Source organism: Runella salmonicolor, from assembly GCF_024158025.1.
Taxonomy (GTDB): domain Bacteria; phylum Bacteroidota; class Bacteroidia; order Cytophagales; family Spirosomataceae; genus Runella; species Runella salmonicolor.
On record NZ_JAMZEL010000001.1, the window covers coordinates 955,904 to 974,189 of the forward strand.

Consider the following 18,286-nt stretch of genomic DNA (forward strand, 5'->3'; position numbering starts at 1 on the left):
ACTGTGGCACGTATTAAAAATACCATTCAGGTTTGAAGTAATTTTTAACATTGACTTAATCCCTTCCTTTTGATGCTACCACAAACCAACCGACTCATTTCGCTGGACGCGCTGAGAGGGTTTACCATTGCGGCCATGCTCATGGTCAATTTCCCAGGCAGCGAGGAGCACGTCTTTTTTACCCTGCGTCATACCAAGTGGAACGGCCTTTCTTTTACAGATTTGGTAGCTCCTTTTTTTCTGTTTGTGGTGGGGGTTTCGATTGTTTTTGCGTATTCCAAACGAAAGCAAGACGGCAGTCCGAAAGGAGAACTTTACAAGAAAATCGTCATTCGCTCACTGAAGATATTTGCGGTGGGAATGTTTTTGAACCTGATGCCCAACTTTGATTTCAGCGACATACGTTGGACGGGCACATTGCACCGCATTGCGTTTGTATTTTTGGGGTGTGCTATTTTGTTTTTGAATACAAATTGGAAACAACAGGCTTGGATTGGGGGCCTCATACTGGTCGTTTATTGGCTGGCGTTGACGCTGATTCCTACGCCGGGCGTGGGGCAAGTGATGCTAGAACCGGGCGTAAATCTGGTGGCGTGGTTTGATAGTAAATTTCTGCCGGGTAAAATGTGGCAGGGCACCTGGGACCCCGAAAGTATCCTGAGTACGTTTCCGTCTATCGTGTCGGGCATAACGGGAATGCTGGCCGGGCGGTTGTTGCAAAGTACCTTTACGCCCAACGAAAAAGTTAATTACCTCATGACGGCGGGCGTGTTTTCGGCGGCATTGGGGTATTTTTGGGGCTTGGGTTTTCCAGTCAATGAAAACCTTTGGACGAGTTCGTTTGTCCTCGTGACGTCGGGTTTTGCGGCCTTGCTGCTGGGGGCTTTATATTTTATGGTCGATGTTTTGGGCAAAACCAAAGGTACCCAACCCGGAATTATCTTTGGCGCAAACGCCATTGCGGTGTATGTATTGGGAGACGTATTAGCACTCTTTTTTTACGGGGCAAAATTCGGCGACTATTCGCTCAATCAGCACGTTGTCAATGGTTTAATCAACGCAGGCGTTGCGCCCAATTTGGCCAGTTTGGTGTACGCACTGTTTTTTGTTTCGGTCAATTTTGTCCCCGCTTATTTTCTTTATCAAAAAAAGATATTTATCAAATTGTAACAACATCTGATTGTCAGGCATTGATTTACTCGAATAATTTGTTGATTTATGAAAAACCATTTTTACACCGCGCGGGCGAACCCATTTTCGGTTTGTTATTTTATTGTTTTTCTGTTTTTCGGTTTTCTCCTTTCCACCACCTCCTTTGCTCAAAAGGCACAAAAGGTAAAGTTTGGTCTCTTTACGGATGTGCATGTGCCCACCATGCACGACGCCAAAGAGCGCCTCACGGCTTTTATGGACAGCATGAAGACCGCCAAGCCCGATTTTATCATCGAACTCGGTGATTTTGGTACGCCCGCGCCCAAGTATGCCTACGGATTTGATATTTGGAAGTCGTACGCTGGCCCAAAATATCAGGTCATCGGCAACCACGAAATGGACGGAGGATTTTCTCTACCGCAGGCATTGGCTTACCGTGGTATGTCCTCTTCGTATTATTCATTCCAACAAAATGGTTTTTATTTTATCGTGCTGGACGGAAACGACAAAAAAACACCCGACGTAAAAGGCTATCAGCAATACATCGGAGAGAAGCAATTGGCGTGGCTGAAAGATGAATTAGCGATAGCCAAAACACCCATCGTTATTTTCTCACATCAAGGATTAGGGAAAGACGGTGTTGACAATTCGGCCGATATTCGGGCCATGCTAGAAGCGCACAATACGAAGGCCAAAAAGAATAAAATTATTGCCAATTTCTACGGGCACATTCACTACGACCGCGCCGACAACATCAATGGCATCTGGTATGTCTGCATCAATTCCATGTCGTACAAATGGCTGGGAGAAGAATATGGTCACGTGCGGTACAGCCAGCAGATTGATAAAGATTTTAAATGGATAAAATACACCGCTCCTTACAAAGACCCGCTTTATACCGTGATTGAAATCTCTACAAAAGGAACGATTTCTATTGCTGGAAAAAAATCGGAATGGGTGGGCCCTGCTCCCGAAAAAGTGGGTTTCCCCGTGCAGAATAGCGAATATGAAGTACCCGAAATCAGGGCCCGAATGCTGAAATTTAAACCGTAGGGCAGGCCCGCAACGGCGTATGACGCCCAAATATATTTTGGTATATGAACCGAAAAACCTAAAATAATAAATGTAAAATGTAACGTAGGGGCATGCCTTGCGTCTGCCCAGTAACCGCGAAAGATTTCTAACCGCATCGAAAAAGGGCGGACGCAAACAGGGGCGGACGCAAGGCCCGCCCCTACATGTTTTGACTATTTGTTTTAATATCTATCTGATTATGAATAAATTACTATTTATTTTTTTGTTGTTATCCTGTTTTGCCAGTTTTGCCCAAACCATTGATATTTCTGAGGCACGAATCTATACTTCAATTTCTGATAAGCAGGTGTTACGGCGAAGTGTTGAGATATTACAACAGGAAGTAAAAAAACGCAGCCGCTTGGATTGGCCCCTTTTGAATAAACTCCCGTCGGATGGGAAGCCCTACGTGGGCATTGCGTTGGAAAGTGATTTGTCAGCGTTGCCGACCAAAGTACGTGACGAGATTCGCAAACTGCCCGCCATCGCCGCCGAAGGGTTTAAGTTGTTGGTAATGCCCGACACCAAAGCGGTTTTCGTTGTGGGCAAAGACGCCCGCGGAATTTTGTACGGAGTGGGCCGGCTCTTGCGGAAAATGGAAATGAGTCATACGTTGGTTACCGTTCCTACTACGCTGGCGCTGGCTACGAGTCCTAAGTATCCCGTTCGGGGGCACCAATTGGGCTACCGCCCCAAAACCAACGCTTACGATGCTTTTACGGTGGAGCAGTTTGACCAATACATTCGAGAATTAGCACTTTTTGGGGCCAACAGCATCGAAATTCTGCCGCCCCGCACCGACGACGACGCCACAAGTAGGCACATGAAGCTGCCCGCCATCAAGATGATTGCGGAGCAAGCCCGGATTTGTAAAGAATACGGCTTGGACGTGTGGATGTGGTACCCCAACATGGGCTCCAACTACACACACCCCGATTCTATTCAAAAAGAATTGAAAGAGCGGCACGAGATTTTTTCTACGGTTTCTCAACTCGACAACGTGTTTGTACCCGGCGGTGACCCAGGCGACTTAGAGCCCGACGTGATGTTTGCGTGGCTGAGCAAAATGGCCGTTGTGTTAAAAAAATATCATCCAAAAGCCAAAATATGGGTGTCGCCGCAGGTATTTCGACCCACCAAAAAATGGTTTGATGCGTTTTATTCGCACGTCAATCGTAACTATCCGTGGTTTGGGGGCGTGGTGTTTGGCCCGTGGGTTAAAATGCCCGTGGCGGAAATTCGTAAAGTGATAAATCCTGCGATTCCCATTCGCCATTATCCCGATATTACCCACAATTACAGCGCACAATACCCCGTGCCGCACTGGGATTTGGCCTACGCCATGACGCTCGGGCGGGAGAGCATCAATCCGCGTCCGCACGATGAAAAAATGATTCATAATGCCTTGGATGAATACGGCGTGGGGAGCATCAGCTACTCGGAAGGCACTAACGACGACGTCAACAAATTTGTGTGGAGCGATCAGGACTGGAATCCAGACATGCCCGTCATTGAAACACTACGGGACTACGCCCGCCTGTTTTTTGGGCCTGAATATCAAGAACCCGTTGCACAGGGGTTGGTGGCGTTGGAAAATAATTTAAAAGGACCGCTGATGACCAACGAGTCGGTATCTCGAACGCTGATGCAATGGCAGACGATGGAAAACGACGCCTCACCCGAACTGTTGCAAAATCCTCGCTTCCAGATGGGGCTGATTCGGGCGTATTACGATGCCTACACGCGCCGCCGCTTGATGTACGAGACCGAAGTAGAGCAGGAAGCCAAAGATATTCTAGAAAGGGTACGGTCTGGCAGTTCACTGGCCACGATTCAGCGGGCAAAAACGGCGTTGGAAAAAGCCTGGAAGTGGCCTATCCTGCCCGATTACCGCCGCAAGTGCTTTGCATTGGCGGATTCATTGTACAGAAGTATCGGGGCACAGTTGACGATTTCTAAACACGGTGCAATGTCGGGACGCGGTAATTTTGTGGACAATATCGACATTCCGCTCAATGATGCGCCCTACCTTTTAGACCAATTATCAAAAATTGAAAAATTGGGTAATGAGACCGAACGATTGCAGAAAATTGACCAGTTGCTTCGCCGTACCGACCCTGGGCTTGGTGGCTTTTACGATCATTTTGGTTCTCCCGAAAGCTGGCACCGCGTGGTGTCGGAGGTGTCTTGGGAAAAAGACCCTGGCAGTTTGCAATCTCCCCGCATTGGATTTGGGGTAGGTTTGGTGGGTGAAGAATGGGTAGACGAAATCAAAGCCACGGGTTTTAAAGGACAGGTCACGCCGCGGGTGTGGATGAAGCAAGCGAAAACGCTGTACGACCAACCGCTGAAAATCGCCTACAATGAATTAGACCCGCAGTCGTCGTACCGAATGAAAATTTCGTACACGGGGCGTTTTCGCTCACGCATGAAACTCACCACCGACGACGGCTCCGTTATCCACGATTTTCTTCAAACGGGCGAGCAGCCGATTTTCGAATTTGACGTTCCCCAAAAAGCCACCGCCGACGGCAAAGTGACGTTTATTTGGAATTGTGGCGAAGGAGAACGCGGCTCACAAGTGACGGAGATTTGGTTGATGAAGAAATAAAGCTTTCGCTCTTAGGTAGCTTTCCGTTTATTTTTATAAGGGAAATCATTAAGAACCACTAAAAGCAGAAAGTTAGATTTTTACAAAATGACAAATATGCTTTTAACCCCATTTTAAATTAGTATGAAGCAGGTTGTGTGCAGCATTTTTCTATTCGTAGGTTGGCAATCGTTTGCTCAAACCACCGCAACTGGCACGGTCTACCACGACCTTAACAAAAACAGTCGAAAAGATAGCGGCGAGCTGGGCATTGCCAACGTGTGCGTTTCCAACGGCAAAGAAGTCGTCAAAACCGATAAAAACGGTAAATGGACGCTACCCGTGGGCGATGATACGGGCTTTTTTGTGATTAAACCTGCCGAGTATGCCGTTCCGCTGACGAGCGATAACCTACCGAAACATTATTATTTTCATAAACCCAACGGCTCGCCCTCTACCAAGTCGGAGGGAATAGCGCCTACGGGTGCGCTGCCCAGTTCCATTGATTTTCCGTTGTGGAAGCAGAAGCCAGAGAGGCAATTTTCGGTGCTGTTGTTCAGCGACACGCAAACGCGGGGCCTGACGGAGGTCAATTACGTAACACGCGACGTGGTCGAAGAATGCATCGGAACAAAGGCGCGTTTTGGTATTTCATTGGGCGATATTGTGGCCGATGACCCTAACCTTTTTGCGGAAATCAACGGCAGCATCGGGCAAATCGGCGTGCCTTGGTACAACATTTTTGGCAATCATGATTTTAACCGTGGGGCTTCCGATGACCAGTTCAGTGATGAAACCTTTGAGCGTTTTTACGGCCCAAGTACCTACGCTTTTGAAGAAGGCCAAGTGGCGTTTGTCGGCCTCAAAAACGTTTATTTCGGCCCCGACGGGAAGTACAAAGGCCATTTTACGGAAGCGCAGATTGCGTTTGTTAAAAATTACCTTGCCCACGTACCCGACGACAAATTGGTCGTTTTGCTGATGCACATTCCGATTGTGATTTGTGATAACCGAAAGGAAATCTTTCAGCTCATCGAAAAACGCCCGTACACCTTTTCGACGTCGGGGCATACGCATACCATGATTAATTTTTGGGTGGATGAAAAATACGGCTGGACCAACCCAACGCCGCATCATCATTTTGTCAATGCTACGATTTCGGGAAGTTGGTGGTGCGGCCTGAAAGATGAAACGGGTATTCCGCACGCAACGATGAACGACGGGACGCCCAACGGCTATTCTATTTTGACGTTTGACGGCAACAAATATGCCATTCGCTTCAAAGCGGCTCGTCGGCCAGACGACTATCAAATGAATATTTATTGGCCCGATGAACTTACCAAGGCAGAGCTAGATACCACGCAGTTGCGGGTCAATGTTTTTGCCAGCTCGGCTCGCTCCAAGGTAGAGTTTCAATTGGCGGGTCAAACGAATTGGACGCCTTTGGCGCTCACTCCTCAGCGCGACCCCGGAAATATGCTTATGTTTCAACAAAGTGCCTATTTGGAAGCAACCGTCAACGACACCAAACTGGACAAAATCTTTGGCTGGAGCATGGATAAACCCAGTGTCTCAACGCACATTTGGCAGGGAAAATTGCCGGCAGATTTACCAACAGGTACGCACCGACTGACTGTTCGCACGACTGACGCCTTCGGCAAAACCTACACTTCACATCGGATTTTTAGGGTACGATAAAAAATAGAAAAAGGGGGAAATTCCGTGGAATCCCCCCTTTTTCTATGAACCATCGCTAGCGACTTGGGCTATCATTAGGTCGTTTTTGCTCCTGCTCCTCACGAAGCTCGCGGTCGGCATCGCTTTCTCCGCTGCGCTGTTGGTGCTGTTGGCTTTGGTCGCCCTGTTGCGTCTGCCCACCTTGTTGTCTTTGTTCCTGCTGTTTAGTGCCGGAGTCCTGACGTTGGGTTTGGCCTTGTCCCTGTTGCGACTTGTCACCTTGTTGTTGAGGGTTGTTGCGTTGCTCAGAATCTCGGTTCTGATTTCCGCTTTTTTGGTTGTTTTCCATTTTAACGAAAAGATGGTTTGTTAAAAAAATGGTTTTTGATTTTAACAAAGAGAAAGATTCTTTTCCATGTGTAAGACATTCCGCTCTTCCATTTCTCCTCTCTTTCTCTTTGCTCATTTTCAGAGATTATCTCTCTGGCTCTATTTATCAAAATAACCATACCATCCCCTTTTGGAGGGTTTTAGGCTTCTTTTCGAGGTGAAAGTTTCACAGTGTGGGGCTATTATTGGCCAACAATGGGGCAATAATTGTGTTAAAGAAGTTATTTATTATATTTTTTTAATAATCCAACGTAATATTCAGGTTATCTGAGTAGCGGGTATTTTAAAAGCATAGTTAGTAGCTTTCAGCGCCATCTCCGTGTTACAAAGAGGCTGATTGTTTTTAGTTTGGGGTGGTTTTCGGAAAACGTTGAACTAAAGAAAATTCAAAAAACTGTAAAACTATTCCAGCAATGCAGAGATTTAATTATTCTGTTCCCTTCTTTTGATCTCTTTATCCAAGTTTTGGATACTGATGAATAAAGGTAATAATGTTCCAATCACCCCAAGGGTACCAAGTTGTCCCCAATTTTTAGTTGTGATGGCTACATACACAATAAAAATGATAGCTACGGTCATAAGACCTGCCACTGCCGCGGATATTTTTTGGTATTTCGCTTTGGTCGCTTTGAGTTCTTCGAGGCTCTTGTTTTCGAATGAGTTGTTCTTTTTCATTTGATTGAGGTTATTGATGATAAGGGTTTAACGTGTTTTTAATTTTCAATAGGCAAAACAGGCATTCAAATCAGGTGTTTTTTCTAAATAACGAAAGGATTGTTTTAGCAGCAGCCACTAAAACTAAAGCCAAGAAACCGCCTATCACACCAAAAGTAAATTCTTTTAAAAGGGTTGGCCACTCGGGTAAAATGTGGTGTAAATAGTCAATATTGTGCGCAAATATCCCCCCCGATACAAGCAGTAATGCTATGGTTCCTACCACCGAAAATACTTTGATAACAACGGGTAACGTTCTTACCAATAACCGACCGAGGGTGTTTAAAAAGCCTTTTTTCTTCGATTTTTCAATCAACTTAAATCCAAAATCATCCATGCGAACCACCAGCGCTACAATGCCATAAACACCCACAGTAGCTATTATGGAAACAACCGATATGGTTAAAATTTGCATAATTAAGCTATTGTTTAAAACGGTACTTAAGGCAATTATAACGATTTCAACAGATAGGATAAAGTCGGTGGTTACGGCTGATTTTATTTTTGTTTTTTCTAAAGCAGCATCTTCTTTCATTTCTCCAATGGCTGCTTGCTGAGCAGGTTGTTTTTTATGAAAGAAGTATTCCGCTATTTTTTCTACACCTTCAAAGGCGAGGTAAAAACCACCCAGTATAAGTATGACGATAATGGCAGTCGGTAAAAATATATTTAGCAATAAAGCTATTGGGATGATAATTAGCTTGTTAATGAAGGACCCTTTTGTAATTGCCCATAAAACAGGGATTTCTCTGGATGACACAAAGCCCGTTGATTTTTCAGCATTTACGGCCAGGTCATCGCCAAGTATTCCGGCTGTTTTTTTGGTAGCGAGCTTGGCCGCAACAGCAACGTCGTCCATCAAAGCAGCTATGTCGTCTAAAATTGCAAAAAAGCCTGATGCCATATCTTTGATTAAAGTTGTTTGGATGCCAAAGTAAATCTTTTTTTGTTAACTACCCGGGCATGGTGATGCAAAAAAGCATCTGCTTCCGGGGCAAAGTCTATAGGTTTTAATAGTTCAGGAGTAAATTTCCCTAAAATTTGAGGTATGTGTCCTTCCCAACAATAGCCCTTCTGTGATAAGGACTCTAACGGGTTTTAAGGTTGCAACTTGTTGTATAACAGGATTATTTTTAGTTCTGGCTAATTATTTGGCGTTTACAGCCTCCCTAGCTTGGGGTGAATAAATCAGTATTTTGGAAGAATAATTAGCGGCTTCTAGCGCACTCACCATGTTGCAAACACTTTGATTATTTTTGGTTCGCAGTCTCCCTACGGAAGACTACGCACAACTTGGGGGCTTTTAATGCCTTATTGAGGTAGTTTTACGAAAGTAAAAAACGAAAAAGGCAAAAGCAATCAGTCGCCCCAATTGCTTTTGCCTTCAATAAAAAAGTCTTACTTCTTGCCTTCTTTCCGCGCTTTGTATTCCTTAAATCGGTTTTCGTATTCCTTGATTTGCTCAGGCGTGAATCGGTTGAGGTAGGTTTCGGGCAAGGCCAAGCGCTCGGGAGCCAATGTAGGCGCTTTGTCGATGAGCGTATTGCGGCCGTTGGCACTTTTGGTCAAATCAAACACATCATACAGCTCTCCCGTCACGGTGTAGGATTTGTACGAAAGTTTGTTGCCATCTACCGTAATAAGCTGGTACAATTGCGTGTTGGAACCCGCCCGGTCCATCCAGTCTTGCAAACCAATCGTGTACATTTTGGGCCCGCTGACCGATACCACATAAATAGGCCCATCGGGGAATTTGCGTGTTTTGCCAAGGGGCATATTGAGGCCGCGTCCGTAGGTGTGGTCATGCCCCTGCAAGACTAAATCGACGTTGTATTTTTTGTAAATAGGCTCTATTTTCTGACGCCATTCGTCGTTATTGCGCCCGTTGGCGGTGGAATAAATGGGGTGGTGATGCACCGCCACGGTCCATTTATTGGGGTTGTTGCTCAACACGCCCACGAGCCATTTGGCCTGCGCATCCATCACGGTTGAGTCCAACAAAGCCCCTTGCGAGTCCAAAGAGATAAAACGAACACCTTGGTAATCAATGTAGTATGCGGTTTCCTTGAGTTTATCGGGACCATTTTCGGGCAACACAAACGACGGCCGCCAGTGCATCGACACCCGCCCTTTCCCAGTAGCATCTTTAAAATACTCGTGGTTGCCGGGCGTAGCTAGCGTAGGCACCATGCCCGTAATCCAGCCACCCGCCTCAAACCACTCGCCCCACTGCCAGTCAGCGTTGGAAGTGGTAATCAAATCCCCCGCGTGAATCATTAAATTAACGGAAGGCATTGTCGAATACGCTCCCCGAATGGCCCGTGACCAGAGCGAACGAATGTCGTTTTGGGCATCACCAAAGTAGAGAAACGAAAACGGGGCGGGTTGGTCTTTGGCGGTCTTAAAGTGAAACCATTCGCTCCATTCGTCACCAGCACCTACGCGATAGCTGTATTTGGTGTCGGGTTTGAGGTCTTTGAAGTGGACCGAATGGTATAAAATCTGTTTACCTTCAATGAGTACTTTTTCGGTAACGGCTGGAACGATGGTGGCTTTTTTGACAAAATCAGGGCTCGCATCGGCTTCGTGAATGGCCCCAACGGCTCCCACCACCGATGAGTCGGTACGCCAATTGACGGATTGGGAAGTGGCGGGATTGCCTTGCCAGCCCAAAATAAGGCGGTCGGGAAAACGCGTAGGCGTGTAAGGCTTGTGGGTCTGGGCCTTGCCAACAAAAGCAATCAGTCCGCAGGCAAGCAAGAAACTAAGAGAAAGACTTTTCATAGGGGTTGGTTATTAGAAACGTGAGGGGCCGAAATTGCATGGATTTAAAAACCAAACTTACTTCATAAGCCACTGATTTTATAATTTCGTTTATTATCAAATGCTTAATTTAGAAATGGGGTGCTTTTGGACGAAAAAATGCGCAGTAAAGCCCCAACTTGGAGTGGCCCCAATACCCTTGCAATGAATGGTGGGTTAGTGGTGCGTAATTTGGTCCATGATGGTATTGGCACGAGCGCCCGTTTCGCCCGTGCTTGGGCATTGGCCTTCACCGCGCAACTGCTGCACAATGGTCTCAATCAAAGGTTGTTGGACGTGTTCAGGATAAGGAATCAAGTACTCATCGGTGCTATCGGCGGTTTCTACTTTGATGGTAAACCGTTCGAAAAAAGAAAACGTAATTTTCCCTTTAGAACCGATGAGCTGAGATTCGTCGAGGCGTTGCTCTGGGTTGAGCGTGTAGCACCAGCTTCCTGTGCCCAGCACCCCCGATTCAAACTCAAAATTGGCAACAGTGATGTCGTCGGCTTCGTACAATCCCGCCTGATTTCGAGAAATGCCCTGCGCCAATTTAATGGGGCCGAGCACGTATTCCAGAAAATCAAACTGGTGAGACGCTAAGTCATGAAAGTGCCCACCACCCGAAATAGCGGGGTCTACGCGCCAGCGCGGACGCGCGTCGTCGCCAATTTCTTCGGCGTAGGGATTATAATGGATTTGCACCGTTACCAACCGAATATCACCGACAACTTTTTGGTCGATAAGTTCTTTGAGTTTTACAAAATAAGGCAACGTGCGACGATAATATGCCACAAAAAGCGGCACGCCAGTTTCGCGACTAACCTGGTTCATGGCCTCGCATTCGGCGGCGTTGCGCGCCATGGGTTTTTCCACGTACACGGCTTTACCTGCTTTCATGGCTCGGGTGGCGTAGTCAAGGTGTACGTCGGGCGGCGTGGCGATGTAGATGGCGTTGACCTCGGGGTCGTTGATTAGCTCATCCACGTTGGTATACCATTTAGGTACGCCGTGGCGTTGGGCGTAGTCGGCGGCTTTTTCGGCGTTACGGCCCATGACGGCCACCAACGACGAGTTAGGTATTTTGCTAAACGCTGGGCCACTCTTCTTTTCGGTTACGTTGCCGCAGCCAATCATCCCCCATTTGATTTGTTCCATTTTTGTCTAATGCTCAATTTGTAGAAACTACTTATTTTTAATTACTTATCTATAAAGGCCAAAAAAAGGGAAGATTACCAGTTCGGACAGTTGTTTTTATGCATTTGCAAATTCCTAGACCGTCAAGGAGGGGGTAGCATCAGCGTTTGGGCTATCTCCTGCGGCTTGTTTGATGATACTCAAATCATGTTGTAAGCGTTGACTAAAAAGCGCCACGTCAAAACTGTGTACCACCATGTTGGCTCCTTCTTTCATCCATTTGATTTGTCGTTCAGGCTCCAGCGAAAAGTGAATACCAATCGAAAGTCCTTTGGCGCGGGTTTGGTGAATAATACTCCGGACGGCCGCTTCAAAGTCGGGGTGGTCGTACTGCTCAGGCAGGCCCAGACTCACCGATAAGTCGTGCGGACCGATAAACACCGCATCCAATCCCGGCACCGACAAAAGGGCGTCGAGTCGTTCCAACGCGGGTACGCTTTCGATGTTGGCAATGCAAAGATTGGCGGCGTTGTGGTTGGAGATGTATTGTTTTAGTTCAGGCGTCATTTCTTCGGCTCCCGTCAGGTAATTCTTTAATTTTTCTCCCTTAAGTGGTCGAAATTTAACGGCCCCTACCAACTCCTGAATTTGGGCGGTTGATTCTAAATAAGGCGCTACCACGCCCAATGCACCGCCGTCAATCACCTGACAAGCCAAAAAAGGATTGGGCTCAGGAATCCGCACGATGGGCGTAATGCCCAATGCCCTGAAAATCTGACACATTCTGGCTAATTCGGCGCGGTCGAGTGGGATGTGCTCGGTGTCAATAAACACAAAATCAACGCCAGTGCGCTTGATGGCGGCGGGCCACATGGGTGCGGTAGACGTAATGCACGTTCCGTACACATTTTGACCGTTTTTTAATTTTTGGAGTAGCGTGGGAGTAATTGAAGTGCTCATGAGTCTTCCTGAATTGGATAGAAACAGTACTTGCCTTTGGGCGAATGAGGCTATTTCTTCTGTGCAGTATTTTAAGTTATAAATAGTCTTAATCGAATAAAAAAAGGTATTAAGGATTGCGTGACCGAAAAACGGATTTTCGGAACACAACTAACTGGATATACAATAAACGAATAACAAATAATCGTGCTTTAGCACCCAGACCCAAATCATGAAGAACCTTCCCCTTATTGATGTTGCCATCATTTTAATGTATTTAGCCGGAATGGTGGGCGTTGGTGTGTATTTTTCCCGCAAAAACAGCCGGGAAAGCAGCAACAACGCCGAGCAGTTTACTACCGCCTCGGGGCAGATTCCGGGCTGGGCCATCGGTATGTCGATTTATGCGACTTTTCTAAGCAGCAATACCTTTTTGGGCGTGCCCGGCAAGGCTTTCGGGAGCAACTGGAACTCCTTTGTGTTTAGCCTTTCTATGCCTTTGGCGGCGTGGGTAGCCACTAAATTTTTCATTCCTTTTTACCGAAATACGGGCGAAGTATCGGCCTACACCAACCTCGAAAACCGTTTTGGACCTTGGGCGCGGTCGTACGCGGTAGTGTGTTTTTTGTTGACTCAGCTCGCCCGTATGGGGTCCATTTTCTTCGGAATTGCCCTTAGTTTACAGGCCCTGACAGGCTACCCGATGGCCACGATTATGGTGGTGGTGGGTATTTGCATCATTCTCTATACCGTCATGGGAGGCATGGAAGCCGTGATTTGGACCGAAGTAGTGCAAGGCGTAATCAAAACAGCGGGTGCGGTCATTATTTTGTGGCTGGTAGTCGATGGTATGTCGGGAGGAGTTGGTAAAATCATCGACATCGGACAAGCCGACAATAAATTCAGTCTCGGTAGCTACGCACCAGATTTTTCCCAACCTACTTTTTGGGTGGTATTGCTTTACGGGTTCTTTATGAACCTCAATAACTTCGGTATGGACCAAAACTACGTACAGCGCTACCACACCACCACCTCCATCAAAGAGGCGGCCAAGTCGGTGTGGCTATGCGTGTACTTGTACGTACCTATTTCGTTGATATTCTTTGTATTAGGTACGTGTCTATACGCTTATTACCAATCCAATCCTGAGTTGTTGGAGGCGGTTAAAATGCAAGCGGCGGCCGATAAGTTGCCGGGTGGAACGCAAGAGGCCATCAAACAATTGGCCGCCACGCTCAAGCCAAGCGACTTTGGCGATAAGGTAATGCCGCACTTTATGGTCACCAAAGTTCCAGCAGGTTTGTTGGGGCTGATTGTAGCCGCGATTTTGTCGGCGGCCATGAGCACCATTAGTTCGGGCATGAACGCTTCGGCCACGGTGTTTTCGGTCGACATTTACCAGCGCTACATTAAGTCAAATCTGACCGATAAGCAGTCACTGAGATTACTATACGTTGCCACCACGGTGTTTGGGCTCATGGGCATGGTTACGGGCATTGCCATGATTGGTGTCAAGAGTATTTTGGATGTGTGGTGGGTGCTTTCGGGGATTTTTGCGGGCGGTATGTTGGGGCTGTTTTTGTTGGGAATCATCTCGCGTCAGACTCGCAACGTGGAAGCCCTTACGGCAACCATGATTGGTTTGCTCGTCATTCTATGGATGACCTTTTCGGCCCAAATTCCTGATTCTTTAGCGTATTTGCGGAGTGCGTTTCATCCCAATATGATTATCGTCGTGGGCACGCTCACTATCTTTTTGGTAGGTATTCTTTTGACAAAAATTAGGGGTAAAGTGCCTGAAAAGACCGAAGAACAGACCGTTACTGGGGCATAATTGCAATTTTGAAGTGCTTTGGCACGTTTGTTGATTTTGGGTTTTATGCAACACCCTAATCCTCAAAATCCAATGGAAGCACCAAAAGAATTTGTAGCTTTGCTGCGCGATACGCAATTGATTTTGGATACTATGCCCGGCGAAGCCCTTGATATATCAGTCGTTATTCCGCTCTTCAACGAGGAGGAATCGTTACCCGAATTGACCGCTTGGATTGGGCGGGTCATGGAAGCGCATCAGTTTAGTTATGAGGTACTGCTGGTCGACGACGGCAGTACCGACGATTCGTGGAAAGTGATTCAGAAACTGGCCGTTAGCGACCCGCACATCAAAGGGGTGCGCTTTAACCGAAATTACGGTAAAACGCCCGCCCTGCAAACGGGTTTTCAGCTCGTACGCGGCAGCGTGGTTATTACGATGGATGCCGACTTGCAAGACAGTCCCGACGAAATCCCCGAATTGTACCGCATGATTACGGAAGATGGTTTTGACTTGGTGTCGGGCTGGAAACAAAAACGCTACGACCCACTTTCCAAAACCCTACCCACCAAGCTCTTTAATGCCGTAACTCGCAGTATATCAGGGGTTCATCTGCATGATTTCAACTGCGGCCTGAAAGCCTACAAGCAGCGGGTGGTCAAAAACATTACGCTCTATGGCGAAATGCACCGCTATATTCCAGTGGTGGCTAAGTGGAACGGTTTCCGTAAGATTGGTGAAAAAGTAGTACAGCATCAAGCGCGCAAATACGGCAGCACCAAATTTGGTCTGGAGCGGTTTGTGAATGGTTTTCTGGATTTGCTTTCCATTACGTTTGTGCACCGTTTTAGCAAAGCGCCCATGCACTTTTTCGGGCTGTGGGGTACGCTCTCGTTTTTGCTGGGTTTTGTCATTACCTGTGGTTTAATTATTAAAAAGATATACCTCATTTTTGCCCACGAGCCTTTTCGCAACGTAACCGAAAATCCGCTGTTTTATATGGCCTTGGTCGCCATAGTCATCGGATTTCAGCTGTTTTTAGCGGGATTTTTGGGAGAAATGATGGTCAAACAACATACGGTCAAACAGGCTGATTATTTGGTCGTGGAGAAGATAGGGGTTTAATTAGTTTGAACGAAAAAATTACGAATATAGAAGCGCGGGAAGGGGTCTCGCGCTTTTTTTATATAAAAAATAAAATTTATGGTTAAAAAACGAAACTATATAACTTTCTTAGATATAAATAAATTCTTAAATTGAAAAAATGATGATTTCTTATTTGCTAAGTTTCGTTTGCAACCTTTACGGCGGCGGGGTTACTCAGGAAGTTGCCCAAGTAGAAAATCACTCGGTACGAATTGTCGGAAGCTTTCGTGACAATACCACGAAAGACTTTCTCAAGAAAAGCACCATTCAGGCGGTATTTAAGTCGGGAAAAAAAATGACGTACGAAACCAATGCCAATGGTGTGTACGAAATTGTAGTGCCTGATTCTACACAATTTCTAACGTTTGATGCGGATGGGTACCGCCCCCAAACGATTCCTGTCACGTTTATTGGGAAGATTTCGAGTAAAGCGACATTCTCGATTACGCCAGAAATGGTACAGAAGGATTCGCTTCAACCTCATGGCAACTTTCCTGGAATATTGTTGGTATCATTTCGTTTTCCTGACCAAATAAATGTAAATCACTTAGTTACGCAAACCAATAATGCGATGCGTTACGTGAGTTTGGACTACCGTAAAACTTACAACAAAGGCAAGCACTGGCCAGGTCAGTCCATCCCATTAGCCAAAGGCGCTTACGAATACAAATCGACAACAATAGAGGGGAAAAAGCTGTTTTACAGGCAATTTGAAATGCGGGAAGGGTATAATTTTATGGAAATCGAACCTCAACCCGAAGAAGTACTTTCACTGCCTGCGGAGGCATTGACCACCAAGGTGTTGTATTTTTCGCAAAGCACCTATGAGTTGAATGATGATGCGAAAACCGCTTTAGATGGAGTAGGAAAATTTTTGCTCGCTCAACCACACATAAAACTGCAAATCACTGGGTATACAGACAATGTCGGTGAAGCCGAAAAAAATCTCATCCTTTCAGAGTACCGTGCCAAAGTAGTGGCGAGTTATTTGGAGCGAAAAGGAGTTCCAGCAAGTCAATTGGTAGTGCAATGGAAGGGAGCAGCATTGCCAGTCGAGTCAAATGACGTAGAAGATAACAAAGCGAAAAATCGCCGAGTGGAGATAGAGGTGATTCGGTAATACTGTTAAGAGGATTCACGCAGAGGTTCAAAGACGCAACCGATTATTTGGTCGTGGAGAAGATTGGGGTTTAATTTCCTGAGATATTCCCAAAAAGCGTCCAATGGGTGTTTCTGCCTGCTGGACGTTTTTTCATTAGTTAACCTTTCCTCGTAAAAAATCAGCGCCCCTCAAATCTCTCTCAATTTAAAGAATATCCAATACCTCATAAAGAATCTTGTTTTGCTTTTTTGATGTCAGCCATATTTTCAACAAATTGCCATAGCATCAGCCATCAAATAAACCTCATTCCTTGATAGATGGCCCCGCCCCAATAGGAATTTTGATTACTACGCACAAATCCTAACCATCTACTTGTATGCGCAGCTCCTCTCTCCTCCTGTTTATTGTCTGGCTTTTGGCCTCCTGTACCGCAATTATGGCGCAAGAGCTGGTCAACAATCGTCAGCGTGAAATCGTTTTTAAATCCGTTAATGTTATCCCGATGGATAAGGAACGGGTCATGGAAAATCAAACGGTTATTATCAAAAACGGTCGCATAACGGCATTGGGCGACGCGGCAAAAGTGAAAGTAAGTAAAGGCGCCTTGGTCATTGATGCAAAAGGCAAATACCTAACCCCCGGTTGGGCTGAAATCCACGCGCACGTTCCCCAAACGGACGATTTTGAACCCATGAAAGAGGTGCTGATGCTTTATCTGGCGAATGGAATCACCACCATTCGAGGGATGCTCGGCCACCAAAAACACCTTGAATTACGGAGTAAAATCAACGACGGAACGATTCTTGGGCCTCATTTTTACACAACGGGGCCATCGTTCAACGGACAGACCGTAAAAACTGCCGAACGAGGAGCAGAAATGGTACGCGAGCAAAAAGCTGCGGGGTACGATTTTCTAAAGTTACACCCAGGGCTCACAAGAGAAACTTTCCCCGCTATTGCCAAAACCGCCAAGGAAGTTGGTATTCCGTTTGTGGGACACGTTTCCTTTAATGTCGGTGTTTGGCGGGCCATTGACGCAAAGTATTCGACCATTGATCATTTGGATGGTTTTATTGAAGCCCTAACCCCAGGAATTGATACGCTGGTCGAACAAGAAGTGGGTCTGTTTGGGGCTTGGATTGCAGATCGGGCAGACGCTTCACTCATTCCAAAACTAATAGAGGGCCTACGCAACAACCACATACGGGTTGTACCTACGCAGGCGTTGACTGAGCGGTGGCAATCGCCACTTTCGGCAGAGGCTTTTACCAACGCCCCAGAAATGAAATACATGAAGCCCGAACAGGTAAAGGGTTGGGCAAATACGAAAAACACCTATAACAGCAACCCTAACTTCTCAAAAGCGCGCGCCGAAAAACTGATACAAATTCGCCGAAAGCTGCTCTATGAATGTCAGAAAAATGGGGTGGAGATTTTGTTAGGCTCCGATGCTCCCCAAATATTCAATGTACCGGGTTTTTCTATTCATCACGAAATGAAATACCTCGTAGATGCTGGACTGACGCCGTATGAGACTTTGCGTACTGGAACTGTCAACGTAGCTTCTTATTTAAATAAACCAGATTCGGGGATTATAAAGACTGGAAATGTATCGGATTTGGTCCTGCTAAGTGGCAATCCCCTGAAAGACATCAATCAGACCCGACAGATTGAAGGGGTGATGATTGGTACCAACTGGCTTTCAAAAGTCTACATTGAAAAGGAGTTGAAAAAGTTAGAGAAAAAGTAA

Annotated in this window: 14 protein-coding genes; 8 read left to right on the forward strand and 6 right to left on the reverse strand. The window is 46.3% G+C overall.

The features are described 5' to 3' along the window. The first annotated feature begins 72 nt into the window (after positions 1-72). From NCI00_RS04010 to NCI00_RS04025, 4 genes are all read left to right on the forward strand, one after another. Entirely contained in the window at positions 73-1,170 is a 1,098-nt protein-coding gene (locus tag NCI00_RS04010) for an acyltransferase family protein (RefSeq protein ID WP_253525259.1), read from the forward strand. 48 nt (positions 1,171-1,218) lie between these two features. Then, positions 1,219-2,205 (forward strand): metallophosphoesterase family protein, encoded by a 987-nt coding sequence (locus NCI00_RS04015; RefSeq protein WP_253525262.1) that lies wholly within the window; start codon positions 1,219-1,221, stop codon positions 2,203-2,205. Positions 2,206-2,425: 220 nt separating this feature from the next. Next, on the forward strand, positions 2,426-4,837 hold the full coding sequence (locus tag NCI00_RS04020) for a hypothetical protein (RefSeq protein ID WP_253525264.1): 2,412 nt from the start codon (positions 2,426-2,428) through the stop codon (positions 4,835-4,837). 123 nt (positions 4,838-4,960) lie between these two features. Next, entirely contained in the window at positions 4,961-6,514 is a 1,554-nt protein-coding gene (locus tag NCI00_RS04025) for a calcineurin-like phosphoesterase C-terminal domain-containing protein (protein WP_253525266.1), read from the forward strand. 55 nt (positions 6,515-6,569) lie between these two features. On the opposite strand, the gene NCI00_RS04030 is transcribed toward NCI00_RS04025, so the two are convergent. From NCI00_RS04030 to NCI00_RS04055, 6 genes are all read right to left on the reverse strand, one after another. Continuing rightward, the gene (locus tag NCI00_RS04030; protein WP_253525268.1) at positions 6,570-6,842 is read right to left on the reverse strand and encodes a hypothetical protein; all 273 of its coding nucleotides are present in this window, start codon (positions 6,840-6,842) and stop codon (positions 6,570-6,572) included. 464 nt (positions 6,843-7,306) lie between these two features. Further along, the gene (locus tag NCI00_RS04035; protein WP_253525270.1) at positions 7,307-7,558 is read right to left on the reverse strand and encodes a hypothetical protein; all 252 of its coding nucleotides are present in this window, start codon (positions 7,556-7,558) and stop codon (positions 7,307-7,309) included. 70 nt (positions 7,559-7,628) lie between these two features. Further along, positions 7,629-8,501: a DUF808 family protein gene (locus NCI00_RS04040; RefSeq protein WP_253525272.1), complete on the reverse strand. Its 873-nt coding sequence runs from the start codon at positions 8,499-8,501 to the stop codon at positions 7,629-7,631. A 494-nt stretch (positions 8,502-8,995) separates the two neighbouring features. Then, a complete protein-coding gene (locus NCI00_RS04045; protein WP_253525274.1) occupies positions 8,996-10,381 on the reverse strand; it encodes a purple acid phosphatase family protein in 1,386 nt (461 codons plus the stop codon). Positions 10,382-10,576: 195 nt separating this feature from the next. Beyond that, on the reverse strand, positions 10,577-11,557 hold the full coding sequence (locus NCI00_RS04050; RefSeq protein ID WP_253525277.1) for a Gfo/Idh/MocA family protein: 981 nt from the start codon (positions 11,555-11,557) through the stop codon (positions 10,577-10,579). 114 nt (positions 11,558-11,671) lie between these two features. Beyond that, on the reverse strand, positions 11,672-12,496 hold the full coding sequence (locus tag NCI00_RS04055; protein ID WP_253525279.1) for an HpcH/HpaI aldolase family protein: 825 nt from the start codon (positions 12,494-12,496) through the stop codon (positions 11,672-11,674). Between the two features lie 211 nt (positions 12,497-12,707). On the opposite strand from NCI00_RS04055, the gene NCI00_RS04060 reads away from it, so the two are divergent. From NCI00_RS04060 to NCI00_RS04075, 4 genes are all read left to right on the forward strand, one after another. Beyond that, positions 12,708-14,309 carry a sodium:solute symporter family protein gene (locus NCI00_RS04060; protein WP_253525281.1) on the forward strand — a complete coding sequence of 534 codons (1,602 nt, stop codon included), beginning with the start codon at positions 12,708-12,710 and terminating at the stop codon, positions 14,307-14,309. A gap of 132 nt (positions 14,310-14,441) precedes the next feature. After that, positions 14,442-15,413, forward strand: coding sequence for a glycosyltransferase family 2 protein (locus NCI00_RS04065; RefSeq protein ID WP_166557288.1), 972 nt, complete (start codon positions 14,442-14,444; stop codon positions 15,411-15,413). A gap of 139 nt (positions 15,414-15,552) precedes the next feature. Further along, positions 15,553-16,554 (forward strand): OmpA family protein, encoded by a 1,002-nt coding sequence (locus NCI00_RS04070; RefSeq protein ID WP_253525283.1) that lies wholly within the window; start codon positions 15,553-15,555, stop codon positions 16,552-16,554. A 358-nt stretch (positions 16,555-16,912) separates the two neighbouring features. Then, a complete protein-coding gene (locus tag NCI00_RS04075) occupies positions 16,913-18,286 on the forward strand; it encodes an amidohydrolase family protein (RefSeq protein WP_253525285.1) in 1,374 nt (457 codons plus the stop codon).